General features: G+C 71.9%; 18 protein-coding genes and 1 riboswitch. Of the genes, 15 read left to right on the top strand and 3 right to left on the bottom strand.

Annotated features, from left to right (window positions below; translation table 11 throughout):
• The coding region (locus tag AC13HU_RS09855; protein ID WP_483041401.1) for a P-loop nucleotide/nucleoside kinase family protein at positions 1-308 on the bottom strand (308 nt) is incomplete at its 3' end.
• A 299-nt stretch (positions 309-607) separates the two neighbouring features.
• Here AC13HU_RS09855 and AC13HU_RS09850 point away from each other — a divergent pair.
• The 3 genes from AC13HU_RS09850 to AC13HU_RS09840 all read left to right on the top strand — a co-directional run bounded on the left by AC13HU_RS09850 (position 608) and on the right by AC13HU_RS09840 (position 2,277).
• Positions 608-1,201: an NADPH-dependent FMN reductase gene (locus AC13HU_RS09850; RefSeq protein WP_483041400.1), complete on the top strand. Its 594-nt coding sequence runs from the start codon at positions 608-610 to the stop codon at positions 1,199-1,201.
• Between the two features lie 68 nt (positions 1,202-1,269).
• A complete protein-coding gene (locus tag AC13HU_RS09845) occupies positions 1,270-1,728 on the top strand; it encodes a winged helix-turn-helix transcriptional regulator (protein ID WP_483041399.1) in 459 nt (152 codons plus the stop codon).
• A gap of 132 nt (positions 1,729-1,860) precedes the next feature.
• Positions 1,861-1,925: riboswitch (guanidine-III (ykkC-III) riboswitch) on the top strand.
• A gap of 31 nt (positions 1,926-1,956) precedes the next feature.
• The gene (locus AC13HU_RS09840) at positions 1,957-2,277 is read left to right on the top strand and encodes a DMT family transporter (RefSeq protein ID WP_483041398.1); all 321 of its coding nucleotides are present in this window, start codon (positions 1,957-1,959) and stop codon (positions 2,275-2,277) included.
• Positions 2,278-2,354: 77 nt separating this feature from the next.
• Here the strand turns inward: AC13HU_RS09840 and AC13HU_RS09835 are convergent, their stop codons facing one another.
• On the bottom strand, positions 2,355-2,519 hold the full coding sequence (locus tag AC13HU_RS09835; RefSeq protein WP_483041397.1) for a glycosyl hydrolase: 165 nt from the start codon (positions 2,517-2,519) through the stop codon (positions 2,355-2,357).
• Between the two features lie 78 nt (positions 2,520-2,597).
• Between AC13HU_RS09835 and AC13HU_RS09830 the strand changes: the two genes are divergently transcribed.
• From AC13HU_RS09830 to AC13HU_RS09820, 3 genes are all read left to right on the top strand, one after another.
• A complete protein-coding gene (locus AC13HU_RS09830; protein ID WP_483041396.1) occupies positions 2,598-3,038 on the top strand; it encodes a MarR family winged helix-turn-helix transcriptional regulator in 441 nt (146 codons plus the stop codon).
• 86 nt (positions 3,039-3,124) lie between these two features.
• Positions 3,125-3,280, top strand: a complete 156-nt coding sequence (locus tag AC13HU_RS09825) for a hypothetical protein (protein ID WP_483041395.1) — start codon at positions 3,125-3,127, stop codon at positions 3,278-3,280.
• Positions 3,277-3,849, top strand: a complete 573-nt coding sequence (locus AC13HU_RS09820) for a YbhB/YbcL family Raf kinase inhibitor-like protein (RefSeq protein WP_483041394.1) — start codon at positions 3,277-3,279, stop codon at positions 3,847-3,849. The genes AC13HU_RS09825 and AC13HU_RS09820 overlap by 4 nt, the downstream gene beginning before the upstream one ends.
• Before the next feature lie 170 nt (positions 3,850-4,019).
• On the opposite strand, the gene AC13HU_RS09815 is transcribed toward AC13HU_RS09820, so the two are convergent.
• Positions 4,020-6,887, bottom strand: a complete 2,868-nt coding sequence (locus tag AC13HU_RS09815; protein WP_483041393.1) for a galactose-binding domain-containing protein — start codon at positions 6,885-6,887, stop codon at positions 4,020-4,022.
• Positions 6,888-7,375: 488 nt separating this feature from the next.
• On the opposite strand from AC13HU_RS09815, the gene AC13HU_RS09810 reads away from it, so the two are divergent.
• The 9 genes from AC13HU_RS09810 to AC13HU_RS09770 all read left to right on the top strand — a co-directional run bounded on the left by AC13HU_RS09810 (position 7,376) and on the right by AC13HU_RS09770 (position 19,075).
• On the top strand, positions 7,376-9,604 hold the full coding sequence (locus AC13HU_RS09810; protein ID WP_483041392.1) for a DUF8189 domain-containing protein: 2,229 nt from the start codon (positions 7,376-7,378) through the stop codon (positions 9,602-9,604).
• A 113-nt stretch (positions 9,605-9,717) separates the two neighbouring features.
• Positions 9,718-11,022: an ABC transporter substrate-binding protein gene (locus AC13HU_RS09805; protein WP_483041391.1), complete on the top strand. Its 1,305-nt coding sequence runs from the start codon at positions 9,718-9,720 to the stop codon at positions 11,020-11,022.
• A gap of 1 nt (position 11,023) precedes the next feature.
• Positions 11,024-11,980 (top strand): carbohydrate ABC transporter permease, encoded by a 957-nt coding sequence (locus tag AC13HU_RS09800; protein ID WP_483041390.1) that lies wholly within the window; start codon positions 11,024-11,026, stop codon positions 11,978-11,980.
• Positions 11,981-12,069: 89 nt separating this feature from the next.
• A complete protein-coding gene (locus AC13HU_RS09795) occupies positions 12,070-12,885 on the top strand; it encodes a carbohydrate ABC transporter permease (protein WP_483041403.1) in 816 nt (271 codons plus the stop codon).
• Positions 12,882-15,086: an alpha-galactosidase gene (locus AC13HU_RS09790; protein WP_483041389.1), complete on the top strand. Its 2,205-nt coding sequence runs from the start codon at positions 12,882-12,884 to the stop codon at positions 15,084-15,086. The genes AC13HU_RS09795 and AC13HU_RS09790 overlap by 4 nt, the downstream gene beginning before the upstream one ends.
• 321 nt (positions 15,087-15,407) lie before the next feature.
• On the top strand, positions 15,408-16,169 hold the full coding sequence (locus AC13HU_RS09785) for an SDR family NAD(P)-dependent oxidoreductase (protein ID WP_483041388.1): 762 nt from the start codon (positions 15,408-15,410) through the stop codon (positions 16,167-16,169).
• Positions 16,170-16,212: 43 nt separating this feature from the next.
• Positions 16,213-17,076 carry a FadR/GntR family transcriptional regulator gene (locus tag AC13HU_RS09780; protein ID WP_483041387.1) on the top strand — a complete coding sequence of 288 codons (864 nt, stop codon included), beginning with the start codon at positions 16,213-16,215 and terminating at the stop codon, positions 17,074-17,076.
• On the top strand, positions 17,073-18,218 hold the full coding sequence (gene dgoD / locus AC13HU_RS09775) for a galactonate dehydratase (RefSeq protein ID WP_483041386.1): 1,146 nt from the start codon (positions 17,073-17,075) through the stop codon (positions 18,216-18,218). Before AC13HU_RS09780 ends, dgoD begins: the two co-directional genes overlap by 4 nt.
• A 5-nt stretch (positions 18,219-18,223) precedes the next feature.
• Complete coding sequence (locus AC13HU_RS09770) at positions 18,224-19,075, top strand: hypothetical protein (protein WP_483041402.1); 852 nt, start codon at positions 18,224-18,226, stop codon at positions 19,073-19,075.
• Positions 19,076-19,160 lie beyond the last annotated feature (85 nt).

Raw genomic sequence — 19,160 nt, 5'->3', positions numbered from 1 at the left:
GGTATGTACACGAGGTGGCAGGTGGCGCCGGCGGACCTCGCCAGCCAGCGGATCGCGGACCTCTCGTCGCGCGACCAGCAGCCGAAGTCCAGGATCACGTCGGTGCCCAGCCGCAGGGCCTGGAGGGCGAGGGAGAGCAGCCGTCCCTCCAGGACGTCGCGCTTCCCGTCCGCGTCGGACTCGCCGAAGAGCGGAATCATCCACTCGTCGGGCGTCAGACGCAGCGCGCTGTGTTCCTCGGCCAGTTGCCGGGCCCTGGTGGTCTTGCCGGCCCCCGGCAGTCCGACGGTCAGAAACAACGTGGTCACCCCCGGATCGTTCACGGAGCGCGTGCGGAGCACAACCGCTTTCTCCGCGCGCGCGGGTCAGACGCGCCGAGGTTGGCCGGAAGGGGGCGGAGCGGCGGGGAGGAAACGGGAGAGCGGGGGCGGTCGTGGCGGGCCGCCGCGGGCGGCGCCGGGCGCAGCAGCCGGGCTCGGGCCGAGGCCACGCGAGGCATCCACTAAGATATCTTTAGCTCGCAGGGCGAATCGGTCCGGCGAACCGCGGCACCGCAAAGACCGCGGCGCCACCGCAACGCAGCACGCAGCCCGCAGAAGGAGAAACGATGTCGAAGCTCGGGATCATTGTGGCGAGCACCAGGCCGGGACGGCTGGGTCTGCCGATCGCCCAGTGGTTCGAGGGGGAGGCGCGCACGCACGGCGGCTTCGACGAGATCGACCTGATCGACCTCGCCGAGGTCGCGCTGCCCTTCATGAACGAGCCGGACCACCCGCGACTCGGCCGGTACACCCACCAGCACACCCGCGACTGGAGCGCCCGGATCGCCGGCGTGGACGCGCTGGTGTTCGTGATGCCGGAGTACAACTACGGCTACAACGCCGAGCTGAAGAACGCCATCGACTACCTGCACAACGAGTGGCTCTACAAGCCGGTCGGCTTCGTCAGCTACGGCGGGGTCTCCGCGGGTGCCCGCGCGGTGCAGATGATCAAGCAGGTCGTGACGACCCTGAAGATGACGCCGGTCTTCGAGGGCGTCAGCATCCCCTTCGTCCGGCAGTTCATCGACGAGGAGTCGAAGGTGCAGCCGAACGAGGTGATGATCGCGGCGGCCAAGGCGATGCTGGGCGAACTGGTCAGGATCGAGGCGGCGCTGCGCCCGCTGCGGCCCGTTCTGGCAGAATCGCAGCCGGGCGCGTAACACCGTACCGACACCACCGCGCGCGGGCCGCCCGCCCGCGGCGCGCACTACGGAGACGGGGGTCCCCGATGCCGTCCCAGGACGCAGCCGCACCCGCACCCGCGGCCGCGATCGAGATCCACCAGGTGTGCGAGCGGTTCCACGCTGCCATCGAGCTGATCGGGGGCCGGTGGACCGGCGCCATCCTGCGCGCCGTGTTCACCGGCCAGCACCGCTTCGCGCACATCCGGGCCGCCATCCCGGGGCTGAGCGACACCATGCTCGCCCAGCGGCTGCGCACCCTGGAGGAGCACGGCGTGCTCGAACGCCGGGCCGGGACGAGCGGCCCGGCCCCGGCCGAGTACCACCTCACCGACAAGGGCCGGGAGTTGGAGCCGGTCCTGGCGGCGGTCATCGCCTGGTCGCACCGCTGGATTCCACTCCCGCCGGCTCCCGACTCGCCGTCCGCACAGGACCGTTCGGTCGCGCCGGACTCTTCGCCCGCGCCGGATCCTTCGGCCGCGCAGGTTCCGTCGGCCGCGAACTGACCCCGCCCCCTGCGGCGGCCGCTACGACATGATCAGACTCATGCCGGTGCCGACGGTCTCTCCGACGTGTCGAGGCGCCATGGTGACTTCGGTCACCACTTCGGCCGCGTTGCTGCCGTATCGCCGTGTTTTGCTACGGTTGAAGTGATCGCCCCGACGAGCGCACCGTACCGGGACCCTTGCAAAGACGGTGCACCCCCGTAATCACCAACCCGCGGAGGTGCCGTCATGGCATGGGTCCTGATCATTGTCGCCGGGCTGCTCGAGGTCGCCTGGTCTATCGGTATGAAGTACACCGACGGTTTCACCCGGCTCGGGCCGAGCCTGCTCACCGGGGCCGGCATCGTGGCGAGCATGCTGCTGCTCTCGCAGGCGGCGAAGACCCTGCCGATCGGCACCGCGTACGGCGTGTGGGTCGGTATCGGCGCGGCCGGCGCCGCGGTGGTCGGCATGCTGCTGCTCGGCGAGCCCGTCTCGGCCGCGCGGATCTTCTTCGTCTGCCTGCTGGTCGCGGCGGTGGTGGGGCTGAAGGCCACTTCGGGCCACTGACCGGGCGCCCTCCGTCACCTCGGCGAACATCGTTGCAGCCCAGCAGTTCGGTGCCCTGCCGGGTGGCCTGGGCGAGGTCAGTGGGCGTTGACGTTCGCGGCGCCCCGGATCATCGGCGCGAACTCGGTGCCGGCCGGGCCCGTCGCGGCACCGGGGGTGGTGCTCCAGTCGTAGTACCAGCCGGCACCGACGTCGGTGAGCGCCTGCCATGCCTGTTCCCGCCCGTTTCCCGGGTGAAGCACCGCTCCGTGCCACAGGAGCTCCGAGGTCGTCGCGCGAGCCGGATTTGCTCAAGGCTCTTGATAAGTTAGCTTGAGTATATGGCCGACGATCTGGACCCCGGCGAGGTCGCCGCAGCCCTGCTGGCAAGTTTCAGCGTGCTGCTGCGACGGGTCCGGCAGGTGCCCGCCCGGGGTGAGCTGACGATGCCCGAGCGCAGCGCGCTGTCCGACCTGGAGCGCTCGGGCCCCACCACCTCCTCTGCGCTCGCCCGGGAGATGCAGATCACCGCCCAGGCAATGGGGGCGACGATCGGCGCGCTGCACACCCGTGGTCTGGTCGAACGCCGCCCGGACCCGAACGACGGCAGGCGCGCGGTGCTGACGGTCACCGACGCCGGCCGGCAGGCGCTGAAGGACAAGCGCGACGCGCGGACCGAACTCATCGCCCAGGCCCTGACCAGCGGCATGTTCACCCCCGCGGAGTTGGATCAACTCGCCGCGGCCGCCGCGCTGCTGGAGCGGCTGGCCCGGAACATCTGATGCCGACGGAAACGCGCCAGCACGCCTCGTTACCGGGCAGACCTTGCCGGTCGCGGCACTGGCCGACCCACACAGGAGAGACAGTGATGGCACGGACAACGCACGACCCCACGTCCGCACCGGTCGGGAGCGACCCGCGGAAGGGCATCGGCCCGGACGAGACCGGCCACCCGATCACCAGATCCGCCGCCGCCACCGTCATAGCCGCCGGGACCGTCGACATGATCGGGGCAGCACGATGACACTGCTCGGTCGGCTCCTGAACAACCGCAGGTCAGGGGACACCCACCTGGCGTGGAATCTGCCCAACCTGCACGGGCCCGAAGCGCTGACCCTCACCAGCCGGAACTTCGGCGACGGTGACGCGATACCGCTGGAGCAGTGCGCGAAGACCATCGGCGGCGACGACCGGTCCCCCCACCTGGCCTGGACTTCGCCGCCGCCCGGCACCGCCCAACTCCTCCTGGTCGTCGAGGACATCGACGTCCCCATGTCCAAGCCCGCCGTGCACTGCCTCGCGCTCGTCGACCCGGCGTCCGGGCAGCTGGACCCCGGCGCCCTCGACGCACGGCAACCGGCCGCCGGGGTGCAGGTGTTGCGCTCCACCGTCGGGCGCGGGTACCACGGCCCCGCGCCCATCAAGGGCCACGGGCCGCACCGCTACGTCTTCCAGCTGTTCGCCCTCTCCGCTCCCGTCGGCAGCGCCCCCGGCGCGACGTCACTGCGGCGGGTACGGCCCCGCGCCTTCCTGCCCACGATCACCGCATCCGTCCTCGACCGCGGCCGACTGACCGGCGTCCACGAGCGCTGACGCCCTGACGCCCTGATGCCTGAACCCCGGCTCCCCGGCTCCCCGGCTCCCGTGTGAGCGGAACGTGCGGCGGGCCGCAACAGCTGCCCGCCGCACGGCGTTTCGCCGGCCGGACCGGAGCACCCTGACGGAGCATCTTCACCGCGCCCCTCGACGGAGCTCCGGTCCGCTCAGGTGGTCCAGATCTGGAACTCCGCGATCTGCCCCGCGGGCCAGCCGGTGTTGGCGGTGATGTTCAGACGGAAGTAGCGCTGGGTGGTGGCCGGGAAGGCGATCGTGACGGTGTTGCCGGTCGCCGGGTCGAAGGTGTACCCCGCCGAGGACTTGACGGTGCTGAAGGTCGTGCCGTCGGCGCTGCCCAGTACGGACAGGGTCTCGGTCCGCGCGCCCCAACTCGCAGGCAGTCGCAGCACGATCCTGGACGCGCTGTGCGCTGCGCCGAGGTCGGTCTGGAGCCACTGCGGGAGCGCGTTGTCGGTGCTCTCCCAGTAGGTGTTCTGCGAGCCGTCGGTCGCGTTCGACGAGCCGTAGACATCGGTGTGGCTCGACTCGCTCGTCGGCCGGTTCGCGGCAAGATCGACGCCGGCGGTGCTGTCCGCGGTGAAGGTGAGGAAGTTGACGTTCCAGCCGCCGCTGTCCTGGTTCAGCGTGAGCACCTGGCGGCCCGCGGGCAGCGTGACCTTGGTGTTCACGGTGGCCCAGTCCTGCCAGTCCCCGGTGGCGGGCAGGTCGACGGCGCCGCTGAGGTTGGCGCCCGCCGCGTCGGACAGGTGCAGCGCGCCGGGCACCGCCGCGGGGGACGCCACCCGCACGCCGACCGTGTACGTCCCGGCCGTGGCCACGTCGACGGTGTAGCGGAACCACTGCCCGCTGTCGCTCCAACCGAGGTCGTAGCCCCCGCCGGTATCCGAGGTGGACTCCAGATTCACGCCGTCCGCACGGTAGTTGTCGGCGTTGCCGTTGACGCTGGTGACGTTGTACGCCACGCCCTGGCCGCCGGTGTCGTAGTTCTCCGCCTCGACGGTGCCGGGGACGGCCGCGGCGGTGCCGCCGAACGGGCCCTCGGGCGCGGAGGGTTCCCAGTTGTTGCCGCTCAAGGTGGCGGTGAAGCCACTGGAGTTGTCGACGTAGGCCGTGGCTCCGGTGTGCAGCCCGGTGACGGTGTTGCCGGTGATGGTCGCGGAGCCGGTCGGCGCGGGGTAGAACGGCGGCGAGATCGCGACGCCGTTGCGGCCGGGGTCGGTGACGGTGTTGTTCTGTAGCAGGGAGTTGGTCGAGGTGGAGAAGCCGATCCCGTCGTAGAGCGAGTCGGCGACCGTGTTGCCGGTGGCGGTCACGTCGTCGACGACGCCGACGTTCTGCCCGTCGCCGCCGTCGCCGATGTGAAAGGCGGGCTGGCCCTGGCTGTAGGCGTTGCCGCCGGAGCGGACGACGGTGTTGCCGGAGATCGTCGCGGACAGCAGGTCGCTGCCGTTGACGCCGAACCGCCCTGCGCCCAGGCCGATGTAGCGGGCGGTGTCGCTGATGTAGTTGCCGGTGACGTGGTGGCCGCTGCCCCCGTAGATCCCGATGCCCTTGCCGCCCCATGGCGCGATCGAGGTGTTGTTGCTGACGGTGATGTTCGTCATCGGGTTGTAGAACGTCTGGGAGCCGTCGCTGTTGGTGTTGTAGTGCACCGAGTTGATGGCGATCGCGTCGTCCCCGGTGCCGCGGACGAAGTTGTTGGTGACGGTCAGGTTGTTGCCGGTGTCGGCGTTGAGCGAGACGTTGTTGACGTTGATGCCGTCCGCCCAGACCGACGTCAGCCGGCTGTTGCGGACGGTGCCGCCGGTGCCCGATGCCCAGAAGCCGGACATGGTGTGCTGGGTCCAGATGCCGTCCGCGACCCAGTTGGTGCCAGTGGTGTCCATGGCGCCGCCGTCACCGCCGACGGTGCCGCGGCTGACGGCGTTGGCGTCGATGTGGAAGTTCTGCACGGTGCAGGACGTCACGTCGAACAGCGCTGCCAGCGGGGTGCTGTTGGGGATCGGCACGTCGCGGTAGATCGTGCTGTACCACAGGCCCGCGCCCGCGATGGTGATGCCCTGCGCGGTCAGGCCGGTGGTGCCCTTGACGTAGAAGGTGCCCTGCGGAATCCAGAGGATCTTGCCCTGTGACTGGGCCTGGGCGATGCAGCTTTGGATCGCGGCCCTGCTGTCCACCGCCTGGCCGTCGGCCGCGCCGTTGGTCGGGGTGTCGTCCGAGATCGCGCCGCAGCTGGTGATCGAGATCGAGTTGGCCGGCTGGGCGAGCGGCGCCGGCGGGTTCTCCACGTCGACGGAGTCCACGTCGTAGGAGGACGCGCTGTTGGCGGCGTCCTTCTGGAGCGAGAAGGTGGCTCCGGCCGGGATCGGCGTGCCGGTGACGAAGGTGTGCGACTCGTCCCAGAAGACCCTGGGGTCGCCGTCGGACGGGTTCTGGTTGTCGCTGGTGTTGTAGTTGTTGTTGCCCTCATACACCCAGCTCTGCTTGGAGTTGAGGTCGAGCGCCTGCCGGAACACCCCGTTGACGTACAGGTCCAGCGTCGCGGTCTGCCCGCCGCCGGACGCCGAATCGGGGATGCCGGCACGGACGTTGAGGAAGCCGATGGGCGCGCCGGTGCTGTTCGTCCACTGCACGGAGTTGCCGGTGCCGCCCAGATGCACGTAGGCGTGGCCGGACGCTTCGAGGGCGGCGCTCGAGTACTGCGTCGTCGGCGCCGACGTCAATGAGGTGACCGTGGCGCCGCCGCCCGTCGTGCCGGACTCGGCCTCGTAGGTCCTGAACGCGGTTGTCGCGCCCGCCGCGGCGGTGGCGGCCGGCGCGTGGGAAGCGGAGCGGGCGGCGGGATGAGCGGCGGAGTGCGAGGTGCTGTGCGAGGCGGAGCGGGAAGCGGCGTGGGAAGCGGCGGCCGCCGGCACGGCGGACAGGCACAGCGCGCCGGTCGCCACGAGGGCGGTCGCCGCCAAGTTGCGCCCGGCGCGGCCGACGCCACGCGGAGGTCTGGGGATCGCCCGCATCTGAAGCTCCTTCAGTAACAGGGGAAATCGGCGCCCCGACCGTACAGATCCGTCCCATGGCCCGCAAGGTTCCGAGCAGGAAAAGAAAAATCGCGGCACAATAATGGAAGATCCCTTCCTGCCCGGGGATCGCCGGGCGCCGCCGGGAACGTCCCGGTCGGGCGCCGTCTCCCGATCCGGGTGCCCTTCACCCCATCCGCTCCGGCGCGCGCAAGCCGCACACGCGCCGCGACCGGGCCCGGTGAGCGCCTGGATCGAGGTCGAACGCCGGCATGGCCGGGGTGTGTTGAAGGACAGCGGCCGGCCCGGCTGACCGCGCCCGGCCCGGCCGCCGGCACCCTTCTGGCCTCGAATTTTAGTTTATTAGTAATAATCGTTGACACGCTCCGGCGCTCCCCCGCACAGTCTTCGCGTGGCGGGGCGCCTCCGAGTGCTCGGGTGGCACCGCCCCGCGACCTTCGCGTATCCCCGACTTCTCGGAGAATCAAGTGACTTCGCATCACGCAGGGCTCGCACGTGTGCGGCGGGCGGCGCTCGCCGCGGGCGCCGCCACGCTGCTGGCGGTGGCGACGCCGGGCGTCGCGCACGCCCGCAGCGTCGGCCCGCACAGCGGCCCGACGCCGAACGGCACCGTGCACGCGACCCCTGCCGGCAACACCGGGCACGGCACAGGCCCCGGAAGCGGCACCGGCGCCGGATACGACAGTGGTCTCGCGCCGACGCCCTACATGGGCTGGAACACCTACTACGGCCTGGGCGCGCCGACCGAGGCGCAGGTCAGGAGCGTTGCCGACCACCTGATCAGCAGCGGACTGCGCCGCAGCGGCTACGACATCGTGTGGCTGGACGGCGGCTGGCAGGCGGACAACCCCCGTGACGCGCAAGGGAATCTGACGGTCAATCCCGAGCGCTTCCCCGACGGCATACCGTCGTTGGTGAACTACCTGCACGCGCGCGGCCTGAAGGCCGGCATCTACACCGACGCCGGCGACTACGACCCGGCCAGTTGCGGGCTGGGCAGCCGGGGCCACTACCAGCAGGACGCCGACCTCTTCGCGAGCTGGAAGATCGACGCGATCAAGGTCGACTTCCTGTGCGGGATCGGTGAGAAGCTGACACCCGGCCCGGCGTTCCAGCAGTTCAGCGACGCGGTGGCCAAGTCGGGCCGCGCCATGCTGCTCAACCTGTGCAACCCGCTCACCGACGACTGGGGCGTGCCGCACGACCCCGACCAGGACGCGCACAACACGTACGTCTACGGGCCGACCACCGCGGACTCCTGGCGCACCGGCACCGACATCGCGTGGGGCACGCCGACCGCGGGCGAGTTCCCCAACGTGCTGCGGAACATGGACGCCAACGCCGCGCACCCCGAGGCGCAGGGCCCCGGCCACTGGAACGACCCGGACTACCTGATCCCGATGCGCCCCATGTCGGACGGGTCGTACGAGATGAGCCAGGAGGAGTCCACCACGCAGCTGGTGATGTGGGCCGAGATGGCCTCGCCGCTGGTGATCGGCTCCGACCCGCGCACGTTGACCAAGTCAATGCTCGCCACGCTGGAGAACCCGGAGATCCTGGCGGTGGACCAGGACCCGCTGGGCATCCAGGGCGTGCGGATCGCCGGCGACGCCACCGGCGACACCTACAGCAAGGTGCTCCAGGGCTCGGGGCGCCGGGCGGTGGTGCTGCTCAACCGCTCCGACCAGCCGGTGCAGCGCACCGTCGACTTCGCCCGCGCCGGGCTGACCGGCAAGGTCGCCGTCCGCGACCTGCGGGCCCGGGCCGACCGTGGCGCGCACCAGGGCTCGTACACCGTGACCGTGCCCGCGCACGGCACCGCCTTCCTCGGCCTGTCCGGCACCGACGACGCGCCGGGCGTGAGGCTCGGCGCTGCCGCCTCGACCGCCGACCCGGCGCTGGTGCGGGACGGCGCCGCGCTGACCGCGTTCACGCGCGGGCGGGACGGCGCGCTGGAGATGCGGACCGGGCGGGACGGGCGGTGGTCCGGGCGGGCCACCGCACTCGGCGGGCCGACCGGCGGCAGGTTCACCGGTCAGCCCGCGGCGTACGGCTCGGCCGGCGGCCGGATCGACGTGTTCGTGCGCGGCACCGACGGCCGCGCCTACCTGCGGACGTACGACCGCGGCCGGTGGGGGAGCTGGCAGGGCCTCGGTGGTAGCCTCGCCGACGCGCCCACGGTGGCGTACACCGGCCCGGGTGACTGGACGCTTTTCGGCACCGGGGCCGACGGTACCGTCACCAGCCGTGGTGCGGCGGGCGGCTGGACCTCGATCGGCGCTCCGGACGGCCTGGCGCTCACCGGCCGCCCGTCCGCGGTGACCGACGCGGCGGGCCGCGTCCACGTGGCGGTGCGCACGGCCGACGACGCGGTGTGGACCCGGGTGCGGGAGGCGTCGGGCGGCTGGTCGGCGTGGTCGTCGCTGGGCGGCACGGTCAGCGGCAGCCCGACCCTGGTCACGACCGGCGGCAGCGTCCAACTCCTCGTCCGCGCCTCGGACTACACGCTGTGGCAGCGGACCTACGACGCGGCCGGCGGCAGTTGGGGCGGCTGGATCGCGCAGCCGGCCTTCGCGAGCAACAGCTTCGACGGGGCGCTGGGCGCCGTCGCGGGCCCGGACGGCGGCGCTCTCGCGGCCTTCCGCGGGGTCGACGGCGCGGTGTGGCAAGGTTCGCTCAGCACTCTTACTCAATAAATTACGAATTAATCTTGACGCCATCGCGGCGTCCCGACAGTCTGTACGAGCCGAACGAGAGCTCCGCCGTCAGGGGGCGGGGCTCCGTCCGGCGTGGGCGCAAAGGGAGTCCCATGAACACCTCACCAACCAGCCGCCGTAGCTTCCTCGCCGGAGCCGGCGCACTCGGTGCCGTCGGCGCCGCGTCGATGCTGACCGGCTGCGTCTCCTCCGGGTCCTCCGGTGGCAGCAGCAGCCAGTCCAAGGGCGGCACCGTCAGCTTCCAGTCCAACCTGTCCTCGCCGCAGGCCAAGTCCGCGATGCAGGACCTGGTGGCGGCATTCAACAAGCGCGGCGGCGCCAAGGCGAACCTGAACACGGTCGCCTCGGAGACCTTCCGCACCCAGCTCCCCACCTACCTCACCTCCGGCAACCCGCCGGACCTGCTGACCTGGTACCCCGGCTCGGTCGCGAACGCGTACGCCGAGAAGGGCCTGCTGCTGGATGTGGACGACATCTGGACCGGGTCCGAACTGTCCGGCTACTCCGACGCCCTGAAGAAGCTGTGCACCGACTCGCAGGGCAAGAAGGTCTTCGTGCCGGCCAGTTACTACTGGTGGGGCGTGTTCTACAAGAAGTCCAACTTCCGCAAGTGGGGCGTGACCGAGCCCAAGACCTGGGACGAGTTCCTGGTGCTGTGCGAGAAGCTGAAGTCCAAGGGCGTCGCCCCGATCGGCCTGGGCGCCGGCGCCGACACCGCCTGGGTCGCCTCCGCGTGGTTCGACTACCTGAACATCCGGATCAACGGCGCCGCGTACCACCGCGAACTCCTCGCCGGAAAGCACCGGTTCGACGACCCGCAGGTCCACAAGGTCTTCGACAAGTGGGCCCAGATACTGCCCTACTTCGACCCCAACGGCACCGCGCTGTCCTTCCAGGACGCCACCACCGCGATGCTCAACAACCGCACCGGCATGATGCTGATCGGCACCTTCTTCGCCGACGCGGCCCCCAAGGACCAGCTCGACGACATCGACTTCTTCCGGTTCCCGATCATCGACCCGAAGATGCCGCTGGTCGAAGAGGGTCCCACCGACGGCTACTTCGCCAGCGCGCACACCCACCACCAGGCCGAGGTCAAGGAACTGATGCGCTACCTGGCCACCGCCGAGGCGCAGGAGATCTACCTCAAGGGCTCGTCCGGCACCTCCATCCCGACCAACCCCACGGCCAAGGACGCCGGCACCGCGCTGGTGAAGAAGGGCCGGGCGATGATCGAGAGCGCCTCGGACGTCACGCAGTTCTTCAACCGCGACTCAAGCGACGCGCTCCAGCCCACCGCGGACACCGCGTTGACGAAGTTCCTCGCCAAGCCCAAGCAGATCAACTCGATCCTCACCGACTGGCAGCGCGACGCGCAGAAGATCTGGAGCCAGTGACATGGCGGTACTGACCCCTGCCCGGGGCAGGAAGGGGGGTGCCGACGCGGGCGGGGGACTCCGCAAGGTCCTCCGCGGGGGCCGGCGCCGCACCTCCACCCGGGTGCCGCCCGTGGTGCTCGCTTTCGTGCTGATCCCGCTGCTCGCCGAGGGCTTCTGGGTGTTCTGGCCGGCCCTCCAGGGCTTCTGGCTCTCGCTCACCAAGTGGGACGGCGTCTCCCCGCCGCAGTTCATCGGCCTGGACAACTACCGGGAGATGATCCACGACACCGTCTTCCACACCGCGTTGCTGGACACCGTGCTGTGGCTGGCACTGTTCGGCGGGCTGTCGGCGATCCTCGGTCTCGGCGCGGCGCTGCTGCTCCAGCAGGAGCGCCGCGGGGTCGGGTTCTACCGCGCCGCGCTCTTCCTGCCGGTGGTCTTCTCGCTCACCGCCACCGCACTGGTGTGGCAGGCGATGTACCAGCCGGACGGCCTGGTCGACAAGACCATGTCGGGCCTGGGCCTGGGCGCCCTCACCCACCCCTGGCTCGCCGACCAGGACACCGCCCTGTACGCGGTGATCGTGCCCGCGCTGTGGCGCCAGATCGGCTACGTCATGGTGCTCTACCTCGCCGGCCTCAAGGGCATCGACCCGGCCCTGTACGAGGCCGCGAAGGTGGACGGCGCGACCCGCTGGCAGCAGTTCCGGCACATCACGATGCCGCAGCTCAGCAGCGTCAACGCGGTCGTGCTGTCGGTGATCATCATCGACTCGCTGCGCTCCTTCGACGTCGTGTGGGCACTGACCCGCGGCGGCCCGTACCACTCCTCCGAACTGCTCAGCACCTACATGTACTCCACGGCCTTCCAGTCCCTGCGGCTCGGCTACGGCTCCGCGCTGGCCGTGGTGATCTTCCTGCTGGCCTTCGGGGTCATCGCGTCCTATCTGATCCGGGCGTTCAAGGAGGCCGACTGATGGCATCGTCCACCGCGCCCACCAAGGCGCCCGCCGCGCCCACCAAGGCCCCCGCGCCCACCGATTCGCGGCACGCCCGCCGCCGCAAGATGTGGGGCACCGTCGCCTTCCACGGCAGCGCCTCGTTGCTGTCCGTGCTGTGGCTGGTGCCGATCGTCGTCGTCCTGATCACCGCCACCCGGTCCTTCGACGACATCGCCTCCCACGGCCTGGGCAGCATGCCGCACTCCTTCACCCTCGGCGGCTTCCGCTCGGCATGGACCGACGGCGGCCAGGAACAGGCCCTGATCAACAGCCTGCTGGTCACCATTCCCACGGTGCTGCTCTCGCTGCTGCTCGCCTCCATGGCCGCCTTCGCGCTCAGCCGCTACGACGTCCCCTTCCGCCGCGCACTGCTGCTGCTCATGCTCAGCGGCAACCTGCTGCCCCCGCAGATCCTGCTCATCCCGGTCTCCAAGCTCAGCGAGAAGCTCGGCCTGTTCGACTCGCTGTACGCCCTGATCGGTGTGCAGGTCGGCTTCGGCGTCGGCTTCTACGTGTTCGTGCTGCACGGCTTCATGCGGTCCATCCCGGCCGAGATCCAGCAGGCCGCCGTCATCGACGGCGCCGGGCCCTGGCAGATCTACACCCGGATCATCCTGCCGCTGGCCCGGCCCGCGCTGGCCGCGCTCACCGCGCTGTCGTTCACCTGGATCTTCAACGACCTGCTGTGGGCGATCACCGTGCTGCGCAGCGGCAGCAAGATGCCGATCACCGCGTCCCTGCTGGGACTTCAGGGCCAGTATGTCTCGCAGTGGAACGTCATCGCGGCCGGATCGGTGATCGCCGCGGCCCCCACCGTGATCGTCTTCCTCCGCTTCCAGCGGCACTTCGTCGCCGGACTCAACCTCGGAGCCGTCAAGTGACCCAGCGCCCCGCCGACCCTTCGGCGTCCCGCCCGGCCCCCGGCAGCCAGTGGCTGCTGCGGACCGAGCACACCGTCTACGCCGTACGGCTCGAAGCCGGCGGACGATGGGCCGAGTTGGCCGCGTGGGGACCGCACGGCAGCGAGACCGGGCCGTCCGCGCTGGACTGGTCCCGCCGCACCCACTTCCTCACCCCCGCCGACGCCGCCCCGGCCGAGTACATCCCGTACGGCCTGCGCCCGTTCACCGGCGCCGACCTCACGGTGCGCCGGCCGGACGGCGAACGCGGCACCTGGTGGACCTGCACCGGCGTGGAACAGGACGAACACCGCTCGCTGCGGCTGGAGTTCACCGACGAGCAGACCGGACTGCGCGCCACGCTGCGGTACGACACGGTGCCCGGCGCCGACGTGCTGCTGCGGTCGGTCGAACTCGTCAACGAGGGCGGCGAGTTGCTGCACCTGGAGGACCTGGACTCCGCGGCCGTCAACGTGCCCGTCCAGGGCGGCGCCCGGCTCACCTACCTCGCCGGCCAGTGGTCGCAGGAGTTCACCCGGCATCAACTCGACCTGGTACGCGGCCGGTTCACGATCGGCTCCACCCAGGCCGTGCCCGGCCACGCCTACGCGCCGTGGCTCGCCGTGCAGGACGCCGCCACCCCCGACGGCGCGGACACCCCCACCTACGGTGTCGCGCTGCAGTGGCCGGGCAGCTGGCACATCACCGCCGACGCCGAACCCGGCGGAGCGGTCCGGGTACGGGCCGGGCGGGTGCCCCACGAGGGCGCCGTCGCGCTGCCGCCCGGCGCCACCCTGACCACCCCCGCGCTCGCCTGCGCGTTCAGCCCCGAGGGACTCGACGGCCTGGCCGCCGTCTGGCACCACTACGAGCGGCTCCTCACAGGCGACCGGATGGAGCGCACCCGCAAGGTGCTCTACAACTCCTGGGAGGCCACCGGCTTCGACGTCGAAGCGCCCGCGCAACTCGAACTCGCCGCCATCGCGGCCGAGTTGGGCGTCGAGCTGTTCGTGGTCGACGACGGCTGGTTCACCGGGCGGCACGACGAGAAGGGCGGGCTGGGGGACTGGCAGCCGGACCCGGCGGCATTCCCCAGCGGCACGGACGCCGGCACGGACGCTGGCACGAACCCGGACTCAGGCACCGACGGCTCCGCCGGTCTGGACGACTTCATCGCCCAAGTCCGCGCCCTCGGCATGGACTTCGGCCTGTGGGTCGAACCCGAGGCGATCAGCCCCGCCGCCCAGCTCTACGCCGACCACCCCGAGTGGGTGTACCGGATCGACGGCCGCCCGGCCACCCTGGTCCGCGAGCAACTCATCCTCGACCTCGGCCGCACGGACGTCCAGGACTTCGTGATCGCCACCCTCGACCGGCTGCTCACCGCCCACGACATCACCTACCTCAAGTGGGACATGAACCGGCCGCCCACCGAACGCGGCCGCCCCGGCGCCACCCCGCCCGGCGAACTCGACCTCGACGCCGCCCACGTGGCCGGCTACCTGCGGGTCCTGGACCACCTGCGCGCCCACCACCCGCACGTCACCGTCGAGGGCTGCGCGGGCGGCGGCGGCCGGATCGAGCACGCCACCCTGGCCCGTACCGACGTCGTGTGGCCCAGCGACAACACCGCGCCACTGGACCGGCTCGCCATCCAGCACGGCTACCTGCATGCCCACGCCCCGCACACCATGAGCTCCTGGGTCACCGACGCGCCCGGCGTCTTCGACCCCCGGCCGCGCTCGCTCGCCTTCCGCTTCGTGCTCGCGAGCGCGGGCGTCCTCGGCATCGGCGCCGACATCCGCGGCTGGAGCCCCGAGCAGCGCGCCGAGGCCGCCGGATGGGTGGCCCGCTACAAGGACGTGCGGGACGTGATCCACCACGGCAGGTCCCGGCTGATCGGCGGACCGGACGACGCGACCTGCGCGGTGCAGTACGACGCGCCCGACGGCGGCCGGGTGGTCGTCGCCGCCTGGAGCACCGGACGGCTCGACGGCGCCCCGCTGGTGCCCGGCCGCCCGTCCCGGGTCCGGTTGCGCGGCCTCGACCCCGTCGCCCGCTACCTCGACCAGGACACCGGCACCGCCTACAGCGGCGCCCATCTGCTGCACTCCGGGCTGCCGTTGAGCTGGAGCGCCGACCACGACGCCGAACTGGTCGTCCTGGTAACGACCTGGGGGTAATAGGGAGCGGGCTCGCGCCGCCCTGCGACTTCGCCTCCGGCGTTGTCGTCGGTCGACGAGTCCCCCACAGCCTGCGGCGTGGGTGGTACCCCCACCGCCTCGCCTCGCTCCTCCGCCTTGGATCCGAAGCCACATGACGCCACTCCCTGATCCACTCCCTATTACCCCCCAGGTCGTAAGGCAATGACCGCCCTCGACGACCCGACGTCACTAGAGTCGCCAAGGTCACCGAAGCCGGCCAGGCCGCGGCAGACCACCCGTCAGGCCCGCCGGACCCGCCAGGCCCGTCAGGAACCGCAACCCCAGGAGTCGACCCACCCCATGGACGCACCAACCCCCCGCTTCGCCGGTCAAGTGGCCGTCGTCACCGGGGCCGCCTCCGGAATCGGCGCCGCCACCGCGCGCCGGCTCGCCGCCGAGGGCGCCGCCGTGGTCCTCGCCGACATCGCCGAGGAAGCCGGTGCGGCCGTCGCCGCCGGCATCCGCGAGGAGGGCGGAAGAGCCGCGTTCACCGTCGCCGACGTCTCCTCCCCGGAGGCATGGCAGCAAGTGCTCGACCAGGCGCACACCTTCGGCCCGGTCGGGGTGCTCGTCTCCAACGCGTTCATGGTGGACGTCGCCCCCGCCCACGAGATGACCCTCGCCTCCTGGGAACGGCAGCTCGCGGTCAACCTCACCGGCGGCTTCCTCGGCTTCCGCACCCTCCTGCCCGACCTGCGCGAGCAGCGCGGCGCGGTCGTGCTCACCTCCTCCGTGCACGCCCACATGGGCATCCCCGGCCACCCCGCCTACGCGGCCGGCAAGGGCGCGCTGCTGTCGCTGTGCAGCCAACTCGCCGTCGAGTACGGGCCCGAGGTGCGGGTCAACACGGTCCTGCCGGGGCCGATCCTCACCGCCGCCTGGGACCGCGTCCCGCCGGAGGACCGCGAGCGCAGCGTCGCCGAGACCGCCGCCGGCCGGTTCGGCCGCCCGGAGGAGGTCGCCGCCGCGATCGCGTTCCTCGCCGCAGCGGAGGCGTCCTACATCACCGGCTCCAGTCTGGTCGTCGACGGCGGCTGGAGCGTCGTCAAGGCATCCGCGTGACCGCCGTGCGATCCGAACCGACCTTCCAGAAAGGCAGAGACTCATGACGCCATACGCGCGCCGCGGAGTGCACGGCCAGACCGTGGAGACCCTCGCGCGCCGGGTGCTCAGCGGCGAGATCCCGGAGGGCTCGACACTCGATCTCCGCGCGTTGCAGACCGAGTTGGACGTCAGCCTGACCGCACTGCGCGAGTCGCTGAAGGTGCTCGCCGCCAAGGGCATGGTCGACGCGCGGCAGAAGCGCGGCACTTTCGTACGGGCCCGCGCCGACTGGAACCTGCTCGACGCCGACGTGCTGCGCTGGCAGTTCGCCGAGGGCACCGCGGCCGGCACCGACACCGGCCTGCTGCGCAACCTCGGTGAGGTCCGCGCCATCGTCGAACCCGCCGCGGTCCGGCTTGCCGCGCTGCGCCGCACCGCCGACGACCTCACCGCCCTGGACGCGGCGCTGACCTCGATGGGCGAGTCCGGCGACGGTCCCGCGCACGCGGTCGGGGCCGACCTCGCCTTCCACCGCGCCCTGCTCGCCGCCACCCACAACGAACTGCTCGAACGCATGGAGATGGTGATCGAGTCCGGCCTCGCCCACCGCGACGAGATCGTGCACTCCTCGCCGCACGGCGAGGACCCCGTGCCCAGCCACCGCGCCGTGCTGGACGCCGTCCGCGACCAGGACCCGGACGCCGCCGAGCACGCCATGCGGGCGCTGCTGGAGCAGGCCGTCCGCGACCTGGACCTGGTGCACGGCTCGGGCGGGCAACAGCAGGACCCGCAGCGGGAGTTGCGGCCGGGGCCGGGCCCGGAGCGGCAGCCGCTGCCGCTGCCGCGGCAAGCAATGCAGGAAGCGCAGGGAACCCCGTCGGACACGCCGTCGGGACCACAGTCCGTTTCGGAGGACACGAAGTGAAGATCGTCCGCGTCGAGACCTTCCTCGTACCGCCGCGCTGGCTGTTCTGCCGGATCGAGACGGACGAGGGCGTCGTGGGCTGGGGCGAGCCCGTCGTGGAGGGCCGCGCGGAAGTCGTGCGGGCCGCCGTGGACGTGCTCGCCGAACAGCTGATCGGGCAGGACCCGCTGCGCATCCAGGACCACTGGCAGGTGCTCACCAAGGGCGGCTTCTACCGGGGCGGCCCGGTGCTGTCCAGCGCGGTGGCCGGCCTCGACCACGCGCTGTGGGACATCGCCGGGAAGGTGTACGGCGCGCCCGTGCACGCCCTGCTCGGCGGCGCCGTCCGCGACAAGGTGCGGGTCTACGCCTGGATCGGCGGCGACGAGCCCAGCCAGCTCACCGAGCAGGTCGCCGCGCAGATCGAGGCGGGCTTCACCGCGGTCAAGATGAACGGCGCCGGCCGCACCGACCCGATACCCAGCGCGGCGGCCACCGCCGCCGCCGTCGCGCGGGTGGCCGCCGTACGCGAAGTGCTCGGCCCGGACCGCGATGTGGCCGTCGACTTCCACGGCCGCTTCACCCCGGCCGGCGCCCGCCGGTTGCTGCACGAACTCGCCCCGCTGCACCCGCTGTTCGTGGAGGAACCGCTGCTGCCCGAGCTGGGGCACCTGCTCGCGCCGCTCGCCGCCGGCACCTCCGTGCCGCTCGCCACCGGCGAACGCCTCTACGGGCGGGCGGAGTTCCTGCCCGTGCTCGGCGCCGGGATCGCCGTCGCCCAGCCGGACCTGTCGCACGCCGGCGGCATCACCGAGGTCACCCGGATCGCCGCGCTCGCCGACACGTTCGGCGCGCAACTCGCCCCGCACTGCCCGCTCGGCCCGATCTCGCTCGCCGCCAGCCTCCAAGTCGCCTTCTGCACACCGAACTTCCTCATCCAGGAGCAGAGCCTCGGCATCCACTACAACAAGGAGGCCGACCTGCTGTCCTACCTGGTCGACACCACCCCCTTCCGGTTCGTCGACGGCCACGCGCACCGCACCACGCTGCCCGGACTCGGCATCGACGTCGACGAGGCCGCCGTCCGCGCCGCCGACCGGTCCGGCCACGCCTGGCGCAACCCGGTGTGGCGGCGGGCCGACGGCTCCTTCGCGGAGTGGTGAGCGACATGCCGCCCGACGTCACCGTCACCACCGACCCCGCGCACGGCGGCCGTTGGACCTCGCTGCGGTCCGGCGACCGGGAGTGGCTCTGGCACCGCGACGAGCCGCGCCGCCCCGGCGCCGCGCCCGGCGACCCGTTCGCCGACGCGGGCGGCGTCGAGGAGTGCGTGCCGACGGTGCGGGGCACCCCCGACCACGGCGACGCCTGGACCCGGCGGTGGACCGACGGCGGCGACGGCACGCACACCGTGCACTGCCCCGACTTCCGGCTCACCCGGCGCATCCGGCACCTGCCCGGCCGCGCCGTCGCCGACTACCGGCTCACCGCCGCCCCCGGCCACCGCTTCCTGTGGGCGGCCCACGCGCTGCTCGACGTCTCCCCGTCCGCCCGCCTCGACCTGCCCGGCGCCACCCCGGCACGGCTCTACGAGGACGGCGGCGCGGCGTGGACGCCGTTCGCGTGGCCGCACGCGCGGAGCACGGCCGCGGCGGCAGGGAACACCGGATCCATGACCGTCCCGGGTGGTGCCTCCGCCCGGGACATCCCCTTCGACCGGCTCGGCCCCGACGACGGCACCGCGTTCGGCGCGATCGCGCCCGCCGCACGGGCGGCCGTGCACGACGGCCCCGACACCCTGCGATTCGCGCTCGAAGCGGACGACGGCCAGCCGGTGTCCGTCGCCGTCTGGCGCAACCTGCACGGCGTCCCCGCCGGCGCGCCCTACCGCTCGATCGGGGTGGAGCCGATGCTCGGCCGCGTCTTCGACCTCGCCGCGGCGGGGGAGGGCGACGCGGCGGTCGTACCGGCCTCGGGCGAGGTCCGGTGGCGGCTCACCGTCACGGCGGGCCGACTGTAGGGCCCCGTCGTCCGTCCCCTCCGTCCCGTCCGTCCGTACCCGGTCCCGGCCCGGCCCGTGCTGCCCGGCCCTCGCCGAGCCGCAC

This window comes from Streptomyces sp. NH27, assembly GCF_056859195.1.
The sequence above is the reverse complement of the archived record's forward strand: the minus strand, read 5'-3'. Positions and strand labels throughout refer to the sequence as shown.

What these genes read in the sequence shown, in the direction of transcription:
- AC13HU_RS09850 (WP_483041400.1), top strand. Translation starts at nt 608, where the DNA reads ATGTCGAAGCTCGGGATCATTGTGGCGAGCACCAGGCCGGGACGGCTG.
- AC13HU_RS09845 (WP_483041399.1), top strand. Translation starts at nt 1,270, where the DNA reads ATGCCGTCCCAGGACGCAGCCGCACCCGCACCCGCGGCCGCGATCGAG.
- AC13HU_RS09840 (WP_483041398.1), top strand. Translation starts at nt 1,957, where the DNA reads ATGGCATGGGTCCTGATCATTGTCGCCGGGCTGCTCGAGGTCGCCTGG.
- AC13HU_RS09830 (WP_483041396.1), top strand. Translation starts at nt 2,598, where the DNA reads ATGGCCGACGATCTGGACCCCGGCGAGGTCGCCGCAGCCCTGCTGGCA.
- AC13HU_RS09825 (WP_483041395.1), top strand. Translation starts at nt 3,125, where the DNA reads ATGGCACGGACAACGCACGACCCCACGTCCGCACCGGTCGGGAGCGAC.
- AC13HU_RS09820 (WP_483041394.1), top strand. Translation starts at nt 3,277, where the DNA reads ATGACACTGCTCGGTCGGCTCCTGAACAACCGCAGGTCAGGGGACACC.
- AC13HU_RS09815 (WP_483041393.1), bottom strand. Translation starts at nt 6,887, where the DNA reads ATGCGGGCGATCCCCAGACCTCCGCGTGGCGTCGGCCGCGCCGGGCGC.
- AC13HU_RS09805 (WP_483041391.1), top strand. Translation starts at nt 9,718, where the DNA reads ATGAACACCTCACCAACCAGCCGCCGTAGCTTCCTCGCCGGAGCCGGC.
- AC13HU_RS09800 (WP_483041390.1), top strand. Translation starts at nt 11,024, where the DNA reads ATGGCGGTACTGACCCCTGCCCGGGGCAGGAAGGGGGGTGCCGACGCG.
- AC13HU_RS09795 (WP_483041403.1), top strand. Translation starts at nt 12,070, where the DNA reads ATGTGGGGCACCGTCGCCTTCCACGGCAGCGCCTCGTTGCTGTCCGTG.
- AC13HU_RS09785 (WP_483041388.1), top strand. Translation starts at nt 15,408, where the DNA reads ATGGACGCACCAACCCCCCGCTTCGCCGGTCAAGTGGCCGTCGTCACC.
- AC13HU_RS09780 (WP_483041387.1), top strand. Translation starts at nt 16,213, where the DNA reads ATGACGCCATACGCGCGCCGCGGAGTGCACGGCCAGACCGTGGAGACC.
- AC13HU_RS09770 (WP_483041402.1), top strand. Translation starts at nt 18,224, where the DNA reads ATGCCGCCCGACGTCACCGTCACCACCGACCCCGCGCACGGCGGCCGT.